Below are 18,423 nucleotides of genomic sequence, written 5' to 3' on the forward strand. Positions count from 1 at the left end.
GTTTGGGGTATCATATTCGCTAGAAAAAGATCCTGAGCGAAGGAGGCGCGTGATATGCGCGATGGATTTGTAAAAGTAGCTGCCGGCACCCCCAAAATCCGGGTGGCCGACTGCCGTTATAACGCGGAGCAGATCTTTACTCTGATGCGGGAGGCGGACAAGCAGGGCGTGAAGGTGCTGGCCCTGCCTGAGCTGTGCCTCACCGGCTATACCTGTGCCGACCTGTTTCTCCAGCCCACCCTGCTGAGAGGCGCGGAGGAAGGGCTGGCCACCATTCTGGAGGCCACCAAGAATCTGGACATGGTGACCGCCGTAGGTCTGCCCGTATGGAACAAATGGGACAACAAACTGTATAACTGCGCCGCTGTGATACAGAGCGGAGAGATTTTGGGCCTGGTACCCAAGACCTGCCTGCCCAACTACGGAGAGTTCTATGAGGGGCGGTGGTTTGCCTCGGGGGCCGGGGTGGAGACCAGAATTCCCCTGTGTGGCCAGGAGGTCTCCCTGTCCAACAACGATCTGTTTGCCTGCTCAGATATGCCCAATCTGGTCATTGGCGTGGAGATCTGCGAGGACCTGTGGGCCCCTGAGCCCCCCTCCATCCGCCTGGCCCGGGCGGGGGCTACCATCATCCTGAACCTGTCGGCCTCCAACGAACTGGCGGGCAAGGCGGCCTACCGCCGGGGCCTGGTGTCCGGCCAGAGCGGCCGGCTGGTATGCGGCTATGTATATGCCGACGCCGGGGAGGGGGAGTCCACCACCGACCTGGTCTTTGCCGGCCACAACATTGTGGCGGAGAACGGCTCCATCCTGGCCGAGCGCCGGTTTGCCACCGGCCTCACCATCAGCGAGATCGACGTGGACCGGCTGGTCTACGAGCGCCAGCGGATGAATACCTATCGGGCCGATCCTTCCCAGGAGTGCTGGCGGATGTCCTTTGACATGGATCTGTCGGATACCCATCTCACCCGGCCCGTGTCCCCCACCCCCTTCGTGCCCCAGGACCAAAGCGACCGGGCGGAGCGGTGCAACGAGATCCTGTATACCGCCGCCCTGGGCCTGAAGAAGCGGCTGGAGCACACCCACGCCAAGACGGCGGTGGTGGGCCTGTCCGGCGGCCTGGACTCCACCCTGGCGGTGCTCATCACCGCGGTGTCCATGGAGATGCTGGACCGGCCTGCCAGCGATATCATTGCGGTGACCATGCCCTGCTTCGGTACCACTGACCGCACCAAGTCCAACGCGGTGCTGCTGGCCGAGCGGCTGGGCTGCACCCTCAAAACCATCGACATCGGGGAGGCGGTGCGCCGCCACTTCAAGGACATCGGCCAGTCCATGGAGGACCACGACGTCACCTTTGAGAACGGCCAGGCCAGAGAGCGTACCCAGGTGCTCATGGATATCGCCAACCAGACCGGCGGCCTGGTCATCGGCACCGGCGACCTCTCCGAGCTGGCCCTGGGCTGGTGTACCTACAACGGCGACCACATGAGCAACTACGCCGTCAACGCCGGTATCCCCAAGACTCTGGTGCGCCATCTGGTCAGCTTTATCTCGGACGACAAGGAGGCGGAGGACCCCCAGCTGTCCACCGTGCTGGCGGATATTCTGGATACCCCCGTGTCCCCCGAGCTGCTCCCCGCCATCGAGGGGCAGATTGCCCAAAAGACCGAGGATCTGGTGGGACCCTACGAGCTCCATGACTTCTACCTCTACTACGCCATCCGCTGGGGCTTCGGGCCCCGAAAGGTGCTGCGGCTGGCGGAGCAGGCCATGGGCAAGCGCTATGACCGCTCCACCCTCCTCAAGTGGCTGAAGAACTTCTATCGCCGGTTCTTCTCCCAGCAGTTCAAGCGCTCCTGCCTGCCCGACGGCCCCAAGGTTGGCTCGGTGGCTCTCAGTCCCCGGGGCGACTGGCGGATGCCTTCCGACGCCATGGCTTCTCTGTGGCTGGAGGAACTGGAGGGTTTGGAGTAAGGTGAACCTCTGTTTTGAACTGTTCTGGACCTTTGCTAAAATCGGCGCCTGTGCCCCAGTGCGCCGGCGGCGCGCCGGGGACCCCGATATTTTTCATCTGCGGCGCGGAGTAGTGAATACCCCGCGCCTGCGCGGCAGCGGCCGCGCCCCGCATTCCGGGGCCCCGGTACACACGTATGGGAAATGGGAGGTGTAGGGGAGCTGTGAGCCTCTGTTTCGAACTCTTCTGGACCTTCGCCAAAATCGGTGTGTGTACCTTTGGCGGAGGCTATGCCATGTTGTCTATCCTCCAGAGGGAGCTGGTGGAGAAGCGGGACTGGACCACCGAGGCGGAGCTGTCCGACTACTTTGCCATCGGTCAGTGTACCCCCGGCATTATCGCCGTCAATACCGCCACCTTTGTGGGCCATAAATTGAAAGGCCCGGTGGGAGGTGTAGTGGCCACCCTGGGACTGGTGTTTCCCTGCCTGGTCATCATCATGCTCATTGCGGCATTTCTTCAGAATTTTGCCGAGCTGCCGGTGGTGATCCACGCCTTCAATGGCGTGCGGGCCTGCGTGTGCGCCCTCATCCTGTCCAGCGTGCTCAAGCTGCGCAAGAGCACCGTGGTGGATGTGCCCACTGTGATCATCTTTGTGGTGGTGGCCGTTCTGGCAGTGGTGGGCAACTTTGTCACCTTCCCTGCCGGCACCGCGCTGGCGGTAGTGATGGGCTTTGTGACCTCCCCCATCGTGCTGGTGGTACTGGCCGGGGTGACCGGACTGTGCGTCCGGGCTGCCAAGGGAGGGCTGAAAGCATGATCTACCTTCAGCTGTTCTTTGAGTTTTTCAAGGCGGGCCTGTTCGCCATTGGCGGTGGCCTGGCCACCATTCCCTTCCTCACCGACATCGGTGCCCGCACAGGCTGGTTTACCGCCGGAGATCTGGCCAATATGATCGCCATTTCTGAGTCCACCCCTGGCCCCATGGGGGTGAACATGGCCACCTATGTGGGATTACACACCGGCGGTGTTTTGGGGGGCATCATCGCCACCCTGGGGCTGGTGTGTCCCTCCATCATCGTCATTCTTATCATTGCCGGATTTTTGAAAAAATTCCGGGAGAGCCGTGGGGTGGACGCGGTGTTTTACGGCATCCGCCCCGCCTCCACCGCCCTCATTACGGCGGCCCTGGTGGAGGTGTGCGCCATTGCCCTGGTGAATACCGGCGCGGCCTTCGGGACGGCGGACTTCTTCCACTGGAAGGGCATTGTTCTGGCGGCAGCGGTCTTTGTCTGCCTCCAGGTAAAGCCTCTGAAAAAGCTGCACCCCATTGTGTTTATCGCCGCCTCCGCGGTGATCGGTGTTGTGTTCCAATTCTAAAGAAGCGGGGGCTGTTGCACCCTGGTGCAGCAGCTCCCGCTTTTTATAGGAGAAATGATATGCGTATTGCCAATGTTGTGTCCGACTCCATTGTGGACGGTCCCGGCCTGCGGTTTACCGTCTTTACCCAGGGCTGTCCCCACCACTGTCCCGGCTGCCACAATCCGGAGACTCACGATCCCGCAGGGGGCCGGGAGGCCACGGTAGCGGAGCTGGCGGAGCAGATGCTGTCCAATCCCCTGACCGATGGGCTCACCCTCTCCGGCGGGGAGCCCTTTGACCAGGCGGGGGAGTGCGCCGCCCTGGCGGCCCGGGCCAGAGAAAATGGCCTCAATGTGTGGGCTTACACCGGTTATCGCTACGAGACCCTGCTGGAGCAGGGCGCGCCGGATGTGCTGGCTCTGCTGGAGCAGGTGGACGTGCTGGTGGATGGGCCCTTTGTGGAAAATCTCAAGTCCTACGACGCCCTGTTCCGGGGAAGCACCAATCAGCGGCTCATCGACGTACCCAAAAGCCGGGAGGCGGGGACGGTAGTGCTGTGGAGCCGGCCCGATCCGCTGGCTCACTTCACCCGGCCGGAGAGCTGAAAAGAGAGGGAATTGTTATGACACAGGAGATCGATCTGGAGACCTGGGGCCGGAAGGAACACTATGCCTTTTTCGCCCCCATGTCCCACCCCTTTTACAGCCTGACCTTCCCGGTGGATGTGACGGCGCTCCGGCGGCGGTGCAAGCAGGAGGGACTGTCCTTTTACTCCGCTATGGTCTTTGGGGTGACCAAGGCCATGGAGGGGGTGGAGGCATTCCTCTACAAAGACCGCAACGGCAGGATCGTGCGCCATGACCGGCTGGTGCCCAGCTTTACCGACCTGAAGGAGGGGAGCGATCTCTTCCACATTGTCACCCTGGAGGCGGGGGAGGATCTGGCCGACTTCTGCCGCCGGGCCAAGGCCGCTTCGGCGGCCCAGACGGAATTGATCACCGCCGGGCCCTGGGCGGAGGATGAACTGATCTACTTTACCTGTCTGCCCTGGTTCCCCATTACTGCCCTGACCAACGAGCGGGATGTGGTGCCCTGGGATTCGGTGCCCAGGGTAAGCTGGGGCCGCTGGGAGGAGCGGGGGGACAGAACCTTGCTCAGTCTCAGTCTGGAACTGAACCACCGCCTGCTGGACGGCGTCCATGTGGGACGCTTCCATCAGGCCCTCTGTGATTGGATGGAGACACTATGACCTTATCGGATTTCCGGGCCCGCTGGGCGGGCCATATGCCTGGCATACAGGACGTCAAGCAGCAGTATGCGGTGCTGGTGCCGCTGGTGGATGGGCCGGAAGGGCCCAGTCTGCTCTTTGAAGTGCGGGCCAGCACATTGGCCCATCAGCCGGGGGAGGTGTGTTTTCCCGGCGGGCGAGTGGAGCCGGGGGAGAGTCCCCAGGACTGTGCCCTGCGGGAGACCTTTGAGGAGCTGGCAATTCCCCCTGATGAGGTGGAACTCATTGCACCTCTGGACCGGCTGGTGCAGCAGGGCAAGTTCGTCATGCATCCTTTCCTGGGGATCGTGAGCCCGGCGGGAATGGCCGCTATGGTACCCAGCCCCGCCGAGGTGGACAGTACCTTTCTGGTGCCGGTAGCCTGGCTGCTGGCCCACCCGCCCCAGGTCTACTCCTATGAGCTCAAGCCCCAGGTGGCGGAAGATTTCCCCTATGACAGCATCGGCTTTCCCCGGGGCTACCGCTGGCGCAGCGGAGAGACCACCGTGCCTGTCTACGCCTGGCCGGACCGGCCCATCTGGGGCCTCACCGGCCGCATCGTCCGCCACCTGATGGAGGAAATGGCATGAGAGCGCCGGAGCAGCTGGGGCCTTACCGCTATGAGCAGTCGGATACCTGCTTTCCCCTGGGGCAGGACAGTCTGGCCCTGGCCTCCTTCGCCACCCTGCGGCGGGGAGATCGGGTGTGCGACCTGGGCTGCGGCGCGGGAGCCCTGCTCCTGCTGCTGGCGGCCAGGCAATCCACATTGACCCTGTCCGGTGTGGAAATCTCCCCCGAGGACAGCGCTCTGGCCTGCAAGAATCTGACGGAAAACGGTCTGACAGGGGAAATTTACACCGGCGATGTACGCCAGGTGTGCAAAACGTTGCCTGCGGGAGGGTTCTCTCTTGTGGTTTCCAACCCGCCCTACTTCAAAGTGGGCAGCGGGGGAGACGGCGGAGGCGCCCGCATGGAGGCGGCCTCTGTAACCGACTGGTGCGCCGCCGCCGGACGACTGGTGAAAAACGGTGGGCGGTTTGCTCTGGTCCACCGGCCGGAACGGCTGGCGGAGCTCTTTGCCGCCCTGCAGGGCGGCGGCCTGGAGCCCAAGCGGCTCCAACTGATCCAGCATGACACCGATACGCCCCCCTCTGCCGTCCTGGTGGAGGCGGTGCGCCAAGGCAGGCCGGGACTGGAGGTCCTGCCCACACTACTGATGAACCGGAGGTAATCCTATGGCCGGCATTTTATATCTGGTACCCACCCCCATCGGCAATTTGGGGGACATTTCCCAGCGCATCGCGGACACTCTGGAGGCGGTGGACTTTATTGCTGCCGAGGACACCCGGGTGACCCTCAAGCTGCTCAACCACCTGGGGCTGAAAAAGCCCCTCATCTCCTACTACCGCCACAACACTGAGGCGGGGGGACAGGCGGTGCTGGGCCGCCTGCTGGCGGGGGAGAGCTGCGCCCTGGTTACCGACGCGGGCACCCCAGCGGTGTCCGACCCCGGCGAGGACCTGGTGCGGCTGTGCGCCCAGAGCGGGGTGGAGGTGGTGGCCATTCCCGGTCCCTGCGCCCTCATCACCGCTCTGTCGGTGTCCGGCCTGCCCACCGGCCGCTTTACCTTTGAGGGCTTTCTGGCCATGAACAAGAAAAACCGCCGCTCCCACCTGGAGGAGCTCCGGCAGGAACAGCGGACCATGATCTTCTATGAGGCCCCCCATAAGCTGAATGCCACCCTGGCCGACCTGGCGGAGGTGTTTGGACCGGACCGGCGGATCTCCCTGTGCCGGGAGCTGACCAAGCTCCACGAGGAGGTGCGCCGCACCACCCTGGGGGAGGCGGTGGCCTGGTATGAGGAAAACCCGCCCCGGGGAGAGTTTGTCCTGGTGGTGGAGGGGGCGGCGGAGAGCGCCAAAGAGACCCCCACCCTGGAGCAGGGCCTGGAGCGGGTGGCCCAGCTGCGGGCCGAAGGGCTGTCCCTGAAGGATGCCGCCCGGCAGGCCGCCAAGGAGACCGGTTTGCCTAAGAATGAGCTGTACGGCAGGGCGATGAATGAAAAAACGCCGTTATGCTAATGAGAGGAATTGAATATTACAAAATGTATTTTTTGGAGACGTTCCAAAAATGCTGAAACAGCAAAAAAACGGTCGAATCGCCGGGAAAACAGGGAAAAAGATGGGAAAAAACAGCACAAAATTGCAGGATTCTTTTAACTTGTGTTAATTGTATAATTATTAACAGTAATGGAAAAAGAAAGGGACTCCCCGGCGAAAACGCCAGAGGAGTCCCTTTTTCTTTCAACTCGGATTACTTCAGCTGAAGCTCACGAATGCAGTTGGTGCAGACGTTCTTGCCCTTGAAGTTGATGACATCCTTTGCATCATCGCAGAAAATGCAGGCAGGCTGATACTTTTTCAGCACAATGGATGCACCGTCCACATAGATCTCCAGAGAGTCCTTCTCTGCGATATCCAGCGTGCGGCGGAGCTCGATGGGCAGAACGATGCGGCCCAATTCATCTACTTTACGTACGATCCCGGTTGACTTCATAAATGCTACTTCCTTTCCCTATTAGCTTCCAATTATTCCCTTCATTAACTAGAAACTGACACAATTATAACACAACGTATTGTTCTGTCAAGCAATGTTACAAAAACTTCATATATTATCTGCCATTTTTCGCCTTGGAATTGGGTATCTTTTCCGAAGCTGGATCGTATAGATAGTCTGAACTGGAAATTTGGACAGGGAAAGGGGCGGACAGCCATGGCAATGGCGGCGATCTGGACGGGCATGGTGGTGATTTCCATCCTGTGTGGGCTGGCCACGGGAAACGGTCCGGCGGTGGGAGCGGCGGCTCTGGAGGGAGCCGGGGCGGCGGTGGATCTCTGTCTGGCCATGGCGGGGGTGCTCTGCCTGTGGATGGGAGTTATGGAGATCATGAAGCGCTCCGGCCTGTCGGCGGGTCTGTCGCGGCTGCTGCGCCCGCTGCTGGGGCGGCTCTATCCGGAGTTTGCCCGGGACCGGGAGGTAATGGATTGTATTTCCGCCAATGTGTCGGCCAATCTGCTGGGGCTGGGCAATGCCGCCACTCCTTTGGGCATTCAGGCCGCCCAGAAGATGAGCCGCCGCAGGCCGGGGGTGGCCTGCGACGGGATGTGTATGCTGGTGGTGTGCAACACCGCCTCCATCCAGCTGATCCCCACCACTGTGGCAGGGGTGCGGCTGGCCGCAGGATGTGAGACCCCTTTTGATATTCTGCCGGCGGTGTGGCTGGCCTCCGCCATTTCGGTGTGCGTGGGTATCCTGGCGGCCAAGGTGCTGGCCCGGCTGTGGAGGGACTGAGCATGGATACCTTTTTCACCATGCTGGTGCCCCTCATCATTGGAGTGGTGGCCCTGTGGGGTATGGCCCGGAAGGTGGACGTCTACAGCGCTCTGCTCTCGGGGGCCGGGGAGGGGCTGAGCGTGCTCATCCGCATTGTTCCGGCTCTGGTTGGGCTGTTGACGGCGGTCTATATGCTCCGGGCTTCCGGAGCCCTGGAGCTGGCCGCCAATGCGCTGGCCCCTCTGCTTACCGCTGTGGGCATCCCGCCGGAGACGGTGGGCCTGATGCTGGTGCGGCCGGTGAGCGGCTCTGCTGCCCTGGGCGTGGGAGCGGAGCTGATCTCTACCTATGGACCCGACTCGGAGATTGGCCGCACTGCCGCCGTGATGCTGGGGTCGACCGAAACTACCTTTTATACCATCGCCGTGTACTTCGGGGCGGCGGGCATCGTCAAAACCCGCTATGCCGTCCCCGCCGCTCTGTGCGCCGACCTGGCAGGCTTTCTGGCTGCCGCCTGGGCGGTGCGGCTGATCTTCTGAGACAAAAAACCGGGACCCGCTGCTTGAGCAGCGGGTCCCGGCCTGTTTACAGGGAAAAATCTTCGTCTTTCAGTTTATCCAGATTGAGCGTCACCGGCGGGGTAGGTACCCGCTTCAGCGGATCATACCGGAAGGCCCGGCAGCTGCCCCCAGGGGAGACCACACCCTTCTTGACGCAGAGGATCTGCTCCTCGTCCAGTTGAGTGCCCCGTTGACAGTAGCAGCAGCGGGGTTCGATATCCTTTTGGAACAGCATGGAATCCCTCCTGTCCTTGTATAAATTCAGTACCTATCATTATACCACGGGCTTGCGGCGTTTGCCAAGGCTTTTTCGTGAACCCAGGGCTGCCGCCAGCAGAAAGCCCAGAAAGATCATCCAGGTGGCCAGGATGGAGGCGGTGAGGGCGCCGTGAAACTCCATACCGGCGATGCCGGCCACCTGATCGGCCAGGTAATTGGAGACGGGGGCGTTGAGGGGGACAAAACGGACTAATACCCCGATGAAAAGGGCGGATAGACCGCCGTGGAGCAGTTTGCCTACCAGGTAGGTGCCCACCGAAAGACCGCTGCCCCCGATGAAGGAGAGCACCTGACAGTGGACCGAGATACCTGCCCAGCCCAGCATAAAGGCGGCCATGGTCAACCGGCTGCTGAGGGCGCCACCCTCCGACAGGGTGGACACCCCGGAGGAGATCTCCAGCGCGCCGGTGAGCAACCGCTGGGCCCATTCCGGCGTCAGGCCGAAGGGGGCCAGCACGGTGCCCAGCGCCTGGGCCAGGCCGGGCAGAAAGCCGGAGCGGATAAGCAGCTGGATGACCACCGTAAAGAACACCACAAAGGCGCAGATATTTAAGGTAGAGAGAAAGGCGCTTTTCACCGAGCCGGTGAAGGCAGTGGAAAAGCGCTGGGCCTGAAACTGGGGCGCGGGACGGGTGGATTTTCCTCTGCCGCTGTCCTCGCCGGCCTTGTAGAAGCGGAAGAGCAGCCCCACGCATACCGAGGCCAGGGCATGAGCCAGGTAGAGGAGGACTCCCACCGTACTGCTGGCGAAGATGCCTGCGCCCACCACGCCCAGGATAAAAGCGGGGCCGGAGTTGTTGCAGAAGGCCAGCAGTCGCTCCGCCTCGGTGCGGGTACACATCCCTTTCTCATAGAGGCTGATGGCGGTCTTGGCCCCTACCGGATAGCCCCCCACAAAACCCAGGGCAAAGGCGGAGGCGCAGGCTCCGCTGACGTGGAACAGAGGGCGCATGATCCCCTCCAGCAGCCGGCCCAGGTAGCGGGCCAGGCCCAGCTCCACCACCAGGGAGGAGAGCACAAAAAAGGGAAAGAGCGAGGGGATGATCACGTTGTAGCACAGCTGGAGGCCGGTGCGGGCCGCCTCCATGGAGGGCTTGGGGTAGAGCATCAGCGCCAATGTGGCGCACAACAGAACAAGACCCAGAATCAGATCGCGGACTCTGGCTTTGGACAGCAGCCGGGACATGGCACACACCTCCTTCACAGATGGGTATGCGCCATGGGGCCAAAAGTTGCCTGTCTCCCTCAGCCGGTGCGGAACACATGGCTGAAGAGGGTGTAATCCTGCTCCAGTTTGGTCAGCAGGCGGTAGGAGCCCCGGTGGAGGGTCCAGTCAATGACCACGCCCCGGAAATGGCGGAGCAGAAAATCGGCGGTCCACTCCGCCGACCAGCCGGGCAGCAGTCCGCCCTCCGCCTCCGCCTGAGCCAGGCAGCTGGCCATGGCCCGGAGGGTGAACCGGCTGGAGTCCATGGAGGAAGTGTCGTCGGGGGCGTCCAGACGCCGTTGATAGTACCGGGCCACCAGCTCCCAGCCCAGGTTTTCCAAAAATTCCGCATAGTTGGTCATGAGCCGCCACAGGCGGCGGGCGGGGGGATCGTCCTCATGACCCGCCAGGCACTGCTCCAGATAGGTGTCCAGGGGGGCGAAACCCCGGGAGAGCAGATCCTCCTTGGAGCGGAAGTGGTGATAGAATGCTCCGGTGGTGATGCCCGCCTGCTGGCAGATCTCCCGGATGGATACCTTGTCAAAGCTCTGCTTTCGGGACAGATCCATGGCGGCCTGCAAAATGGCCTGTTCGGTCTGCCTGGCCTGCTCTTTTCTGCGGGTCCGATAGTCCTCCATTGGCTTCCACCTCTTGACAGCAGCGGCTCTTTGCCGCTATAATTTAAGTAGTCACATAACGACGTTATGTCAGTTTCGCAATATTGATTATAGGGTAGGATGATCAACTTGTCAAACGTACAGAAGATCGCGCTGCTTACCGATTCCACCGCCGACCTGTCCCCTGCGCTGCGGGCGGATAAGCCCATCTATACGGTGCCCCTGAAGATCGTCTGCGACGACGGAGAATACTCCGACGGAGTGGACATCTTTGCCAAGGATGTGTATGACCGCCTCCATCGGGGAGAGCTGCCCCGCACCTCTCTGCCTGACGGCGGCAGCATCAGCGACACCCTGGACCGCATCAAGGCCGACGGCTATGAAAAGGTGCTGGCCGTCATGCTTTCCTCCGGGCTGTCGGGCACCTATAATATGGTGCGCCTCCAGGCGGAGACCCGGAAGGACCTGGACATCGCCGTGTTCGACTCCAAAAGCGGCTCCCTGGGTATGGGGATCATGGTGCTCCAGCTGTGGGAGGACATTCTGGCCGGGATGGACTGGGACACTTTGGTGAGCCACCGGGTACCCAAGCTGATCGAAAATACCTTCCCCTTCTTCTCGGTGGACACCCTGGAATACCTGAGCAAGGGCGGGCGGATTGGAAAGGTGGCCGCCTTTGCCGGTACCCTGCTGAGCATCAAACCGGTGATTTCCTTTGCCTCCGACGGCCAGCTTCAGAGCGTGGCCAAGGTGCGGGGCCGCCGGCAGGTTCAGGACAAGATCCTGGAACTGATGGAACAGCACATCCGGCCCGGCGTCCGGTACAACCTGGGCATTGCCAACGGCGGCGCGCCTGAGGAGATGGCGGAATTTGCCGTCCGGATGAAGGAGCGCTTCCCCGACGCTGTGCATATGTGGGAGGGCAAGATTGACGCCACCCTCAGCGTGTACATCGGCGACGGTGTGCTGGGGGGCGGCATCCAGATTCTGGAGGATTGACAAGTACAAAAAAGCCTGCTGCTGCGGCAGCAGGCTTTTTTTATGGTTTTCAGGCCTGGTCCGGGGGTCCCAGGCGCTTGTGGATGTCCCGGCGGAGCAGGGTGTAGATCACCGAGGCGATGGGCACGCTGATGAGCACACCCACCAGGCCCAGCAGGCTGCCGCCCACGGTAACGGCGGCCAGCACCCAGATGCCGGGCAGTCCCAGGGAGGTACCCACCACCCGGGGATAGATCACATTGCCCTCCACCTGCTGGAGGATAATAAGGAAAATCACGAAAATAAAGGCCTTCAGCGGGGAGACCATCAGCAGCAGGATGGCGGATACGATGGCGCCGATGTAGGCGCCCGCTACCGGGATGAGGGCGGAGGCTCCCACCGTGACGCCGATGAGGGGGGCGTAATCCGGCTGGATAAAGAGCATTCCCAGGGAACACAGGCTGCCCAGGATACAGGCCTCGATACATTGACCGGTAACAAATTTGGTGAAGGTGGCGGCGGTGAGGGAGACCACGTCCGAGATGGGGCCGGCCACCTTGGCGGGAACATAGGCCTTCAGCAGCCGCCGGCACTGGCCCAGCAGTTTGTCCCGGCCGGAAAGCATATAGATGGAAAAGACCAGGGCCAGCACGCCGGTGACCAGAATGGAGACCAGACCGGTGGTGAACTCCACCAACCGGGGACCCAGGTTGGACAGGATGTTCAGGGCGTTTTTGAGCACACCCTCCAGGGTGGTGTTCAGGCTGGACAGGTCCAGCTGCTCCATGTCCAGGTGCAGGTATTCCAGCAGCTGGTTGATGGAGTTCTGGGCGTTGGTGATGTAGCCGCCCAGATTGAGCACAAAGGTCTGGATGCTCTCCACCAGCTTGGGCAGCACGAAGGAGAACAACGCCACGATCAGGAGGATGAGGGCCAGATAGGCGGTAAGCACCGCCAGCGGGCGGGCGGCCCCCCGGGCGGGTGTTTTGTCCAGCCCCCGGCTGTACAGCCGGTAAAAGAACTGACAGGGCCGGTTGAGGATAAAGGCCAGACAGAAGCCGATGATCAGCGGCTTAAAGACCGCCAGTAAAGTGCCCAGCACACCGCCGATCACATCCAGACGGGCCAGGACCATAACCAGCAGGACTGCGTATGTAATAATGAGCAGGATACTGCGGAAGAGTTTCTTATCCATGTGAAACCTCGATTTCTTTACAGGAACTGGTGACTCCACTATAGCACCCTCGCCGCATACCGTCAACGGGAAAGCAGGATCTTTAAGAAAATTTAATTAGCGGCCGAATCAAATGCGGCCGGAAGATTTTGCTTGACAAACAAAGTGAGATTTCGTATAATCTAGTAAACAGATAGGAATTAAGTAGATTCCGGAAAGGAGCCACCGATGTCTGAAAAATTTGTCTACGCTGATCATGCGGCTACTACAGCCGTTACCGATACCGCTCTTGCCGCCATGCTGCCCCACTTTACCCGGGATTATGGCAATCCCTCCAGCCTGTACCGCTTTGCCCAGGAGGGCAAGACCCATCTGGAGGAAGCCCGGGCTCAGGTGGCCGCCTGCCTGAACGCAAAGCCGGAAGAAGTTTATTTTACCTCCGGCGGCACTGAGGCCGACAACTGGGCCCTGCGGGGGGTGGCCGAACTGATGGCCCTCAAGGGCAAAAAGACCGGCCATATCATCACTACCGCCATTGAACACCACGCCATCCTCCACACTGCCCAGTGGTTGGAGAAGCAGGGCTATGAGGTGACCTGCCTGCCGGTGGATGGGGACGGTCTGGTGGACCCCGCCAACCTGGAACAGGCCATCCGGCCGGATACCATCCTGATCTCTGTCATGGCCGCCAACAACGAGATCGGCACCATCCAGCCTATTGCGGAGATCGGCGCCATTGCCAGAGCCCATAAGGTGCTGTTCCACACCGACGCCGTCCAGGCGGTGGGCCACATCCCGGTGGATGTGGAGGCGTGGAACGTGGACCTGCTCTCCCTGTCCGGCCATAAGTTCGGCGGACCCAAGGGGATCGGGGCCCTGTATATGAAAAAGCCCCTCCGGCTGCCCGCCCTTATCCAGGGCGGCGGACAGGAGAAGGGCCGCCGCTCCGGCACCGAGAACGTGCCCGGCGCCGCCGGTATGGCCGCCGCTTTGAAGGAGGCGGTGGACCATCTGCCGGAGGAGTCAGCCCGGCTGGCCGCTCTGCGGGACAAGCTGATTGCCGGCCTGTCCGCGCTGCCCTATTCCCGCCGCACCGGTCACCCGGTGAAGCGGCTGCCCGGCACCGCCTCTTTTGTCTTTGAAGGTGTGGAGGGTGAGGCCCTGTTGCTCCATCTGGACGCCAGGGGGATCTGTGCCTCCTCCGGTTCGGCCTGCTCCTCCGCCTCTCTGGACCCCTCCCATGTGCTGCTGTCCATCGGACTGCCTCACGCCATTGCCCACGGGTCCCTGCGGCTCTCTCTGGGAGCGGAGAATACGGAGGAGGACGTGGAATATATCCTGAAAGAAGTACCCGCCGTGGTAGCCTACCTGCGGGAGATGTCCCCGGTGTGGGACAAGGAAGCCCAGAAACCCACCTGGGAACTGTAATTGGAAAGGAGCAACTACAATGCTGTATTCAGATAAAGTGATGGACCATTTTGAGCATCCCCGCAACGTGGGAGAGATCGAGAACGCCGACGGGGTGGGCCAGGTGGGCAACCCCAAGTGCGGCGATATCATGAAGATGTACCTGAAGATCGACGGCGACGTTATTACCGACGTGAAGTTCAAGACCTTCGGCTGCGGTTCCGCCATCGCCACCTCCTCTATGGCCACTGAGATGATCAAGGGCAAGACCATTGCCGAGGCCATGACCCTTACCAACGCCGCCGTGGCTGAGGCCCTGGACGGGCTGCCCGCCCACAAGATGCACTGTTCCGTGCTGGCGGAGGAGGCCATCAAGGCGGCGCTGGCCGACTACTATCAGAAGAAGGGAGAGCCGGTGCCCGAGTCCCTTAAACTGCCCTGCGACTGTGAGGAGGGGCACTGCTGCTCCTCCTGCGGATAACGAAAACGTCCTGCCGTGAAAACGGCAGGACGTTTTTGCTATGCGGGCGGAGGAAGCTGGGGTTCCGCCTCCCCCTCCGGCGGGGGAGCCAGCTGGAAGGTGACGGTGGCCTTGAACAGGTCGCCGTCGATGCTCAGATCGAACTGGCCGTGCTGCAGCTCGGTAAGGCTGCGGGCAATGGACAGCCCCAGGCCGGAGCCGTCGGTGGTGCGGGAGGTGTCTCCCCGGACGAAACGCTCCATCAGCTGCTCGGGGGGGATGTTAAGCTGCTGCCGGGAGATGTTTTTCACCGCGAATACGGCGCTGTTATCCCGGCGGGTGATTTCCAGATAGACCCGGGTGCCCTCCAGAGCATACTTGTTGCAGTTGGACAGCAGGTTGTCGATGACCCGCCACAGGTGGTGGCCGTCCGCCATGATCCACACGTCTTCCTCCGGGTAGAGGGTGACCACCGCCAGATTACTCTGGGTAAATCGCTCCTCAAATTCTCCCAGGGCCTGCTGGACCAGCTGCACCATGCCCAGCCGTTCCAGATGGACGGGCAGGGTGCCGGTGGAGGCTTTGGAGGCCTCCACCAGATCCTCGGTCAGCTTTTTCAGCCGCTGGCTTTTCCGGGTGAGTACCTCAATATAGGACTGGACCTGGGGGTTGTCAATGGGCTGCTTTTTCAGCAGATCCACATAGTTGATAATGGAGGTCAGGGGGGTTTTCAGGTCGTGGGATACGTTGGTGATGAGCTCCGCCCGGAAACGTTCGCTGCGGATGCGCTCATCCACTGCCTGGCTAATGGTGCCGCCCAGGTCGTTGAGCTGCTTGGCGTGCTGGGCCAGGTCGTGGTACAGGCCCCTGGTGTCGATCTTAAAGCTGGGATCTGCGCCCAGAATGTGGTCGGTGCCCTGGCGGACCCGGTGCCACTGGATGGCCCACCGGCACAGCAGCCACAGCACCAGACCCTGATAGACCGGAACAAGCACTATGGTGAGGGCGGTGAGGTAGGTACCCACCAGATAGAGCAGAAAGAGCACGATGACCCGCCCGGTCAGGGGCCAGCTGTGGGCGGCGTTGCGGATCGCCCGGCCCAGTACCTGGATCAGCCGCCATATCAGGGTGTTGGTCCACAGTGTTTTTGTCCGGATGCGGGTCATGAGGGTGAGCAGGGAGGAGAGCAGACACAGACCCACCCCGCTGGAGACGAGGGCCAGCCCCACCACCACATCGGTGGACGGGCCGTTGGAGTTAAGGGCCACTGCCATAGGATCGCCGCCGGTCAGCAGCAGGATGATGATCCAGAGTTCCAGCAGCACCAGCAGGTCCAGAGGAATACGGTCAAACCGGCTGGGGACGATATCCTCTCTGCCGGGACGGCGTCCCACCACCCGGCACAGAAAGACACAGGTCAGCACACAGGATACGTCCAGCACCACGGTGAGCACCGCCAGAGCGGGCAGATACCGGGCATATTCGCTGAAATCCTGAGAGCTGTCCCAGAACTCGTCGTGGACCGACAGGGGATAGGCCACGCCGTATTCAATGGCCAGATCCATATAGAGCAGGCGGCTGTCCTGGGCTTGGTTGTAGTCCCAGGAGTTTCCGTTAAAGGTGTAGCCGTATTGAGCTGCCAGGGCGGCGTCGGTAGGGGTGAGCAGCTGCTCGGTGCCGTTGTCCAGCACCACATAGAGCAGATAAAACTGCTTTTCTCCGTTCCATACAAAGTAATCCTTCCGGCGCTCGCCGCCGTCGTTGTAGGTGACGTCAATGGAATCCCGCAGGACGGTATGGACGCTGCTCTCCACCGTCTGGCCATCCTCCAGATTGGAGTAGACCAATGCGCCGGTGTCATTGCGCCGGATGGTAAAGCAGAAATTGGTGCGCTCGCTGTCCAGAGCGTATTCCAGATCGCTGAGGCGCTGTTGGTCCAGGTAGGACAGCGGGGCTTCCCAGGCCTGATACTGGAGCAGCCGGGCCAGTTCTTCCACCTGCACCATGTGGTTGCTCATGTATTGGGCGCAGGAGTTGCTGGAGTAGTAGCCTACGCCGGTCCACAGGGTGTCCCACTGGGAGAGGATAAACAGGGTGGCCCAGAAGCCCCCAACGCCGGTGCCCAGGGCCAGAAGGAAGGCGATCGCCTTTACCGCCAGCCGGGTCCCCAGTTTTTTCATGGTGTTTCCCCCCTCCTTTTGAATGGGTCAAAGCTTTTCCATCTTGTAGCCAAGCCCCCACACCACTTTAATGTATCTGGGGTTGGCCGGATCGATCTCGATTTTTTCTCTCAGGTGACGGATATGGACTGCCACGGTGTTCTCCGAACCCAGGGAGGGATCGTTCCATACCAGCTCGTAAATCTGGCTGGTGGAAAAGACTCGGCCCGGGTTTTTCAGCAGCAGAAGGAGAATATTGTATTCCAGGGGAGTCAGGTTCACCCGGTCCCCATCCACGGTGACCGACTTGGCGCTGTCGTCCAGGACAATGCCGCCGTTGGTGAGCAGTTGAGTGTTTTCGCTGGTGCCGCTTTTGCCGCCCAGGCTGGTATACCGCCGCAGCTGGCTCTTCACCCGGGCGATGACCTCAATGGGGTTGAAGGGCTTTGTGATGTAGTCGTCGGCGCCGATGTTCAGCCCCAGCACCTTGTCGGAGTCCTCACTCCTGGCGGTGAGCAGGATAATGGGAACGTTAAACTTTTCCCGCAGCTTGGCGGTAGCCCGGATGCCGTCCAGGCCGGGCATCATGATGTCCATCAGGATCAGGTCCACCGGCTGGGCCTCCGCCGCCTTGACGGCCTCCAGCCCGTCGTAGGCCTTGACGGTGCGGTAACCTTCACTGGTCAGGTAGATGTCCAGGGCGGAAACAATATCGCGGTCGTCATCACAGACGAGAATGGTATACATAGGCTCACCTCGTATGCTGTAAAGAATAGCAGACGTCTTTTAAGGGCGGAACGGGAATTTGTTTAAAAAGCCTTTAAGAGCGTCTGGTCTGATGCGTATTATATCTTATTGTACCTCCAACCACCGGTAAAAGCAAATGCAGGGGTAAATGGCTCTTCTTCTTTTTAATGAAGAGGAAAAAACTGTGAAAAATGGTATCATGACGTAAAAAAGACTTGCGGATTGGGAGACGGCCGGATATAATGATGAATAAACGCATATTGCGGCGTCCCTGCCGTGCCGTGAAGCGGCCGGCGGGGCTCGCCGTCTTTTTATGGCTGGGGAAGGAGGCAGGCAACGATGGTGCTCCGGATGGAGGAAGGCGACGCCTGGGCGCTGCTCGCCCGTCTGATCAGGGAGAACTTTGGCCGGACGGAACTGCCCCGGGTGGCCCGCATGGAGTCGGGGAAGCCCTGGTTTCCGGATGTGCCCGGCCTGCACTTCAACTTGAGCCACAGCGGCGGCCTGGCCCTGTGCGGGGCAGATGAGGCTCCGCTGGGGGTGGATGTGGAGCGGGTGCGGCCCCGGCGGGCAGGATTGGCCCGTTATGTCCTCTCGGAGAAGGAATTTGTCTGGTTCCAGGACCGGGGGGGAGACTGGGGAAGCCTGTATACCCTGTGGACCCTGAAGGAGGCCAAGGTCAAGTGCCTGGGGACCGGCCTGCGTCAAGCGCCCCGGACCATTGGCGTGCCTCTGCTGGAGCCGGGACAGACGGGGGAACAAGACGGCCTGCGCTTTGGGGCCTACGCCGGTCCGGACTGGCGGGCGGCGGTGTGTACCGCTGGAAAAGAGCCCCTGCCCCGGCAGGTCTGGGCGGGAAAGTGACAATCTGTTTCTTTTTCTTAATATCTTTTTAAGAAACAGGCTCTGATTTTCT

Annotated in this window: 21 protein-coding genes; 14 read left to right on the plus strand and 7 right to left on the minus strand. The window is 61.1% G+C overall.

The window, feature by feature from the left end; translation table 11 throughout:
- The first annotated feature begins 54 nt into the window (after positions 1–54).
- From B5G06_RS02850 to rsmI, 8 genes are all read left to right on the plus strand, one after another.
- Complete coding sequence (locus B5G06_RS02850; RefSeq protein ID WP_087187585.1) at positions 55–1,977, plus strand: NAD(+) synthase; 1,923 nt, start codon at positions 55–57, stop codon at positions 1,975–1,977.
- Between the two features lie 203 nt (positions 1,978–2,180).
- Positions 2,181–2,777: a chromate transporter gene (locus B5G06_RS02855; protein WP_087187586.1), complete on the plus strand. Its 597-nt coding sequence runs from the start codon at positions 2,181–2,183 to the stop codon at positions 2,775–2,777.
- A complete protein-coding gene (locus B5G06_RS02860) occupies positions 2,774–3,337 on the plus strand; it encodes a chromate transporter (protein ID WP_087187587.1) in 564 nt (187 codons plus the stop codon). The genes B5G06_RS02855 and B5G06_RS02860 overlap by 4 nt, the downstream gene beginning before the upstream one ends.
- 59 nt (positions 3,338–3,396) lie before the next feature.
- Positions 3,397–3,924 carry an anaerobic ribonucleoside-triphosphate reductase activating protein gene (gene nrdG / locus B5G06_RS02865; RefSeq protein ID WP_087187588.1) on the plus strand — a complete coding sequence of 176 codons (528 nt, stop codon included), beginning with the start codon at positions 3,397–3,399 and terminating at the stop codon, positions 3,922–3,924.
- A gap of 17 nt (positions 3,925–3,941) precedes the next feature.
- Complete coding sequence (locus B5G06_RS02870) at positions 3,942–4,568, plus strand: CatA-like O-acetyltransferase (protein ID WP_087187589.1); 627 nt, start codon at positions 3,942–3,944, stop codon at positions 4,566–4,568.
- The gene (locus tag B5G06_RS02875; RefSeq protein ID WP_087187590.1) at positions 4,565–5,176 is read left to right on the plus strand and encodes an NUDIX hydrolase; all 612 of its coding nucleotides are present in this window, start codon (positions 4,565–4,567) and stop codon (positions 5,174–5,176) included. The genes B5G06_RS02870 and B5G06_RS02875 overlap by 4 nt, the downstream gene beginning before the upstream one ends.
- Positions 5,173–5,817 carry a tRNA1(Val) (adenine(37)-N6)-methyltransferase gene (locus tag B5G06_RS02880; protein ID WP_087187591.1) on the plus strand — a complete coding sequence of 215 codons (645 nt, stop codon included), beginning with the start codon at positions 5,173–5,175 and terminating at the stop codon, positions 5,815–5,817. The genes B5G06_RS02875 and B5G06_RS02880 overlap by 4 nt, the downstream gene beginning before the upstream one ends.
- A 4-nt stretch (positions 5,818–5,821) precedes the next feature.
- The gene (gene rsmI / locus B5G06_RS02885) at positions 5,822–6,667 is read left to right on the plus strand and encodes a 16S rRNA (cytidine(1402)-2'-O)-methyltransferase (protein WP_087187592.1); all 846 of its coding nucleotides are present in this window, start codon (positions 5,822–5,824) and stop codon (positions 6,665–6,667) included.
- Positions 6,668–6,899: 232 nt separating this feature from the next.
- Here rsmI and B5G06_RS02890 read toward each other — a convergent pair whose 3' ends face one another.
- Positions 6,900–7,142: an AbrB/MazE/SpoVT family DNA-binding domain-containing protein gene (locus tag B5G06_RS02890; protein ID WP_087187593.1), complete on the minus strand. Its 243-nt coding sequence runs from the start codon at positions 7,140–7,142 to the stop codon at positions 6,900–6,902.
- 216 nt (positions 7,143–7,358) lie between these two features.
- Between B5G06_RS02890 and B5G06_RS02895 the strand changes: the two genes are divergently transcribed.
- Both B5G06_RS02895 and B5G06_RS02900 read left to right on the plus strand, forming a co-directional pair.
- Positions 7,359–7,937: a spore maturation protein A gene (locus B5G06_RS02895; RefSeq protein WP_087187594.1), complete on the plus strand. Its 579-nt coding sequence runs from the start codon at positions 7,359–7,361 to the stop codon at positions 7,935–7,937.
- 2 nt (positions 7,938–7,939) lie between these two features.
- A complete protein-coding gene (locus B5G06_RS02900; protein ID WP_087187595.1) occupies positions 7,940–8,458 on the plus strand; it encodes a spore maturation protein in 519 nt (172 codons plus the stop codon).
- A gap of 46 nt (positions 8,459–8,504) precedes the next feature.
- Here the strand turns inward: B5G06_RS02900 and B5G06_RS02905 are convergent, their stop codons facing one another.
- Genes B5G06_RS02905 through B5G06_RS02915 form a run of 3 tightly spaced genes read right to left on the minus strand, consistent with a single transcriptional unit; the run spans position 8,505 to position 10,603 of the window.
- Positions 8,505–8,714: a hypothetical protein gene (locus B5G06_RS02905; protein WP_087187596.1), complete on the minus strand. Its 210-nt coding sequence runs from the start codon at positions 8,712–8,714 to the stop codon at positions 8,505–8,507.
- Positions 8,715–8,753: 39 nt separating this feature from the next.
- Positions 8,754–9,944 carry a nucleoside recognition domain-containing protein gene (locus B5G06_RS02910; protein ID WP_087187597.1) on the minus strand — a complete coding sequence of 397 codons (1,191 nt, stop codon included), beginning with the start codon at positions 9,942–9,944 and terminating at the stop codon, positions 8,754–8,756.
- A gap of 59 nt (positions 9,945–10,003) precedes the next feature.
- Positions 10,004–10,603: a TetR/AcrR family transcriptional regulator gene (locus B5G06_RS02915; RefSeq protein WP_087187598.1), complete on the minus strand. Its 600-nt coding sequence runs from the start codon at positions 10,601–10,603 to the stop codon at positions 10,004–10,006.
- A 99-nt stretch (positions 10,604–10,702) separates the two neighbouring features.
- Between B5G06_RS02915 and B5G06_RS02920 the strand changes: the two genes are divergently transcribed.
- Positions 10,703–11,581 (plus strand): DegV family protein, encoded by an 879-nt coding sequence (locus tag B5G06_RS02920; RefSeq protein ID WP_087187599.1) that lies wholly within the window; start codon positions 10,703–10,705, stop codon positions 11,579–11,581.
- 49 nt (positions 11,582–11,630) lie between these two features.
- Here the strand turns inward: B5G06_RS02920 and B5G06_RS02925 are convergent, their stop codons facing one another.
- Positions 11,631–12,755, minus strand: a complete 1,125-nt coding sequence (locus tag B5G06_RS02925) for an AI-2E family transporter (RefSeq protein WP_087187600.1) — start codon at positions 12,753–12,755, stop codon at positions 11,631–11,633.
- Positions 12,756–12,962: 207 nt separating this feature from the next.
- Between B5G06_RS02925 and nifS the strand changes: the two genes are divergently transcribed.
- The gene (gene nifS, locus B5G06_RS02930; RefSeq protein WP_087187601.1) at positions 12,963–14,162 is read left to right on the plus strand and encodes a cysteine desulfurase NifS; all 1,200 of its coding nucleotides are present in this window, start codon (positions 12,963–12,965) and stop codon (positions 14,160–14,162) included.
- Positions 14,163–14,181: 19 nt separating this feature from the next.
- On the plus strand, positions 14,182–14,622 hold the full coding sequence (gene nifU, locus B5G06_RS02935; RefSeq protein WP_087187602.1) for a Fe-S cluster assembly scaffold protein NifU: 441 nt from the start codon (positions 14,182–14,184) through the stop codon (positions 14,620–14,622).
- A gap of 38 nt (positions 14,623–14,660) precedes the next feature.
- Here nifU and B5G06_RS02940 read toward each other — a convergent pair whose 3' ends face one another.
- Entirely contained in the window at positions 14,661–16,781 is a 2,121-nt protein-coding gene (locus B5G06_RS02940) for a sensor histidine kinase (RefSeq protein ID WP_087187603.1), read from the minus strand.
- Positions 16,782–16,808: 27 nt separating this feature from the next.
- A complete protein-coding gene (locus B5G06_RS02945; protein WP_087187604.1) occupies positions 16,809–17,507 on the minus strand; it encodes a response regulator transcription factor in 699 nt (232 codons plus the stop codon).
- A 339-nt stretch (positions 17,508–17,846) separates the two neighbouring features.
- On the opposite strand from B5G06_RS02945, the gene B5G06_RS02950 reads away from it, so the two are divergent.
- On the plus strand, positions 17,847–18,371 hold the full coding sequence (locus B5G06_RS02950) for a 4'-phosphopantetheinyl transferase family protein (RefSeq protein WP_242955325.1): 525 nt from the start codon (positions 17,847–17,849) through the stop codon (positions 18,369–18,371).
- Positions 18,372–18,423: the final 52 nt, after the last annotated feature.

The organism is Flavonifractor sp. An52, from assembly GCF_002159385.1.
In the GTDB taxonomy this organism is placed as follows: domain Bacteria; phylum Bacillota; class Clostridia; order Oscillospirales; family Oscillospiraceae; genus Flavonifractor; species Flavonifractor avicola.

Excerpts from the sequence above, each read along its gene's own strand:
- B5G06_RS02915 (WP_087187598.1), bottom strand. The coding sequence starts at position 10,603 with ATGGAGGACTATCGGACCCGCAGAAAAGAGCAGGCCAGGCAGACCGAA.
- B5G06_RS02900 (WP_087187595.1), top strand. The coding sequence starts at position 7,940 with ATGGATACCTTTTTCACCATGCTGGTGCCCCTCATCATTGGAGTGGTG.
- B5G06_RS02940 (WP_087187603.1), bottom strand. The coding sequence starts at position 16,781 with ATGAAAAAACTGGGGACCCGGCTGGCGGTAAAGGCGATCGCCTTCCTT.
- B5G06_RS02890 (WP_087187593.1), bottom strand. The coding sequence starts at position 7,142 with ATGAAGTCAACCGGGATCGTACGTAAAGTAGATGAATTGGGCCGCATC.
- B5G06_RS02925 (WP_087187600.1), bottom strand. The coding sequence starts at position 12,755 with ATGGATAAGAAACTCTTCCGCAGTATCCTGCTCATTATTACATACGCA.
- B5G06_RS02905 (WP_087187596.1), bottom strand. The coding sequence starts at position 8,714 with ATGCTGTTCCAAAAGGATATCGAACCCCGCTGCTGCTACTGTCAACGG.
- nifS (WP_087187601.1), top strand. The coding sequence starts at position 12,963 with ATGTCTGAAAAATTTGTCTACGCTGATCATGCGGCTACTACAGCCGTT.
- rsmI (WP_087187592.1), top strand. The coding sequence starts at position 5,822 with ATGGCCGGCATTTTATATCTGGTACCCACCCCCATCGGCAATTTGGGG.
- B5G06_RS02895 (WP_087187594.1), top strand. The coding sequence starts at position 7,359 with ATGGCAATGGCGGCGATCTGGACGGGCATGGTGGTGATTTCCATCCTG.
- nrdG (WP_087187588.1), top strand. The coding sequence starts at position 3,397 with ATGCGTATTGCCAATGTTGTGTCCGACTCCATTGTGGACGGTCCCGGC.
- B5G06_RS02850 (WP_087187585.1), top strand. The coding sequence starts at position 55 with ATGCGCGATGGATTTGTAAAAGTAGCTGCCGGCACCCCCAAAATCCGG.
- B5G06_RS02945 (WP_087187604.1), bottom strand. The coding sequence starts at position 17,507 with ATGTATACCATTCTCGTCTGTGATGACGACCGCGATATTGTTTCCGCC.
- B5G06_RS02880 (WP_087187591.1), top strand. The coding sequence starts at position 5,173 with ATGAGAGCGCCGGAGCAGCTGGGGCCTTACCGCTATGAGCAGTCGGAT.
- B5G06_RS02910 (WP_087187597.1), bottom strand. The coding sequence starts at position 9,944 with ATGTCCCGGCTGCTGTCCAAAGCCAGAGTCCGCGATCTGATTCTGGGT.
- B5G06_RS02870 (WP_087187589.1), top strand. The coding sequence starts at position 3,942 with ATGACACAGGAGATCGATCTGGAGACCTGGGGCCGGAAGGAACACTAT.
- B5G06_RS02950 (WP_242955325.1), top strand. The coding sequence starts at position 17,847 with ATGGTGCTCCGGATGGAGGAAGGCGACGCCTGGGCGCTGCTCGCCCGT.
- B5G06_RS02860 (WP_087187587.1), top strand. The coding sequence starts at position 2,774 with ATGATCTACCTTCAGCTGTTCTTTGAGTTTTTCAAGGCGGGCCTGTTC.
- B5G06_RS02875 (WP_087187590.1), top strand. The coding sequence starts at position 4,565 with ATGACCTTATCGGATTTCCGGGCCCGCTGGGCGGGCCATATGCCTGGC.
- B5G06_RS02920 (WP_087187599.1), top strand. The coding sequence starts at position 10,703 with ATGATCAACTTGTCAAACGTACAGAAGATCGCGCTGCTTACCGATTCC.
- nifU (WP_087187602.1), top strand. The coding sequence starts at position 14,182 with ATGCTGTATTCAGATAAAGTGATGGACCATTTTGAGCATCCCCGCAAC.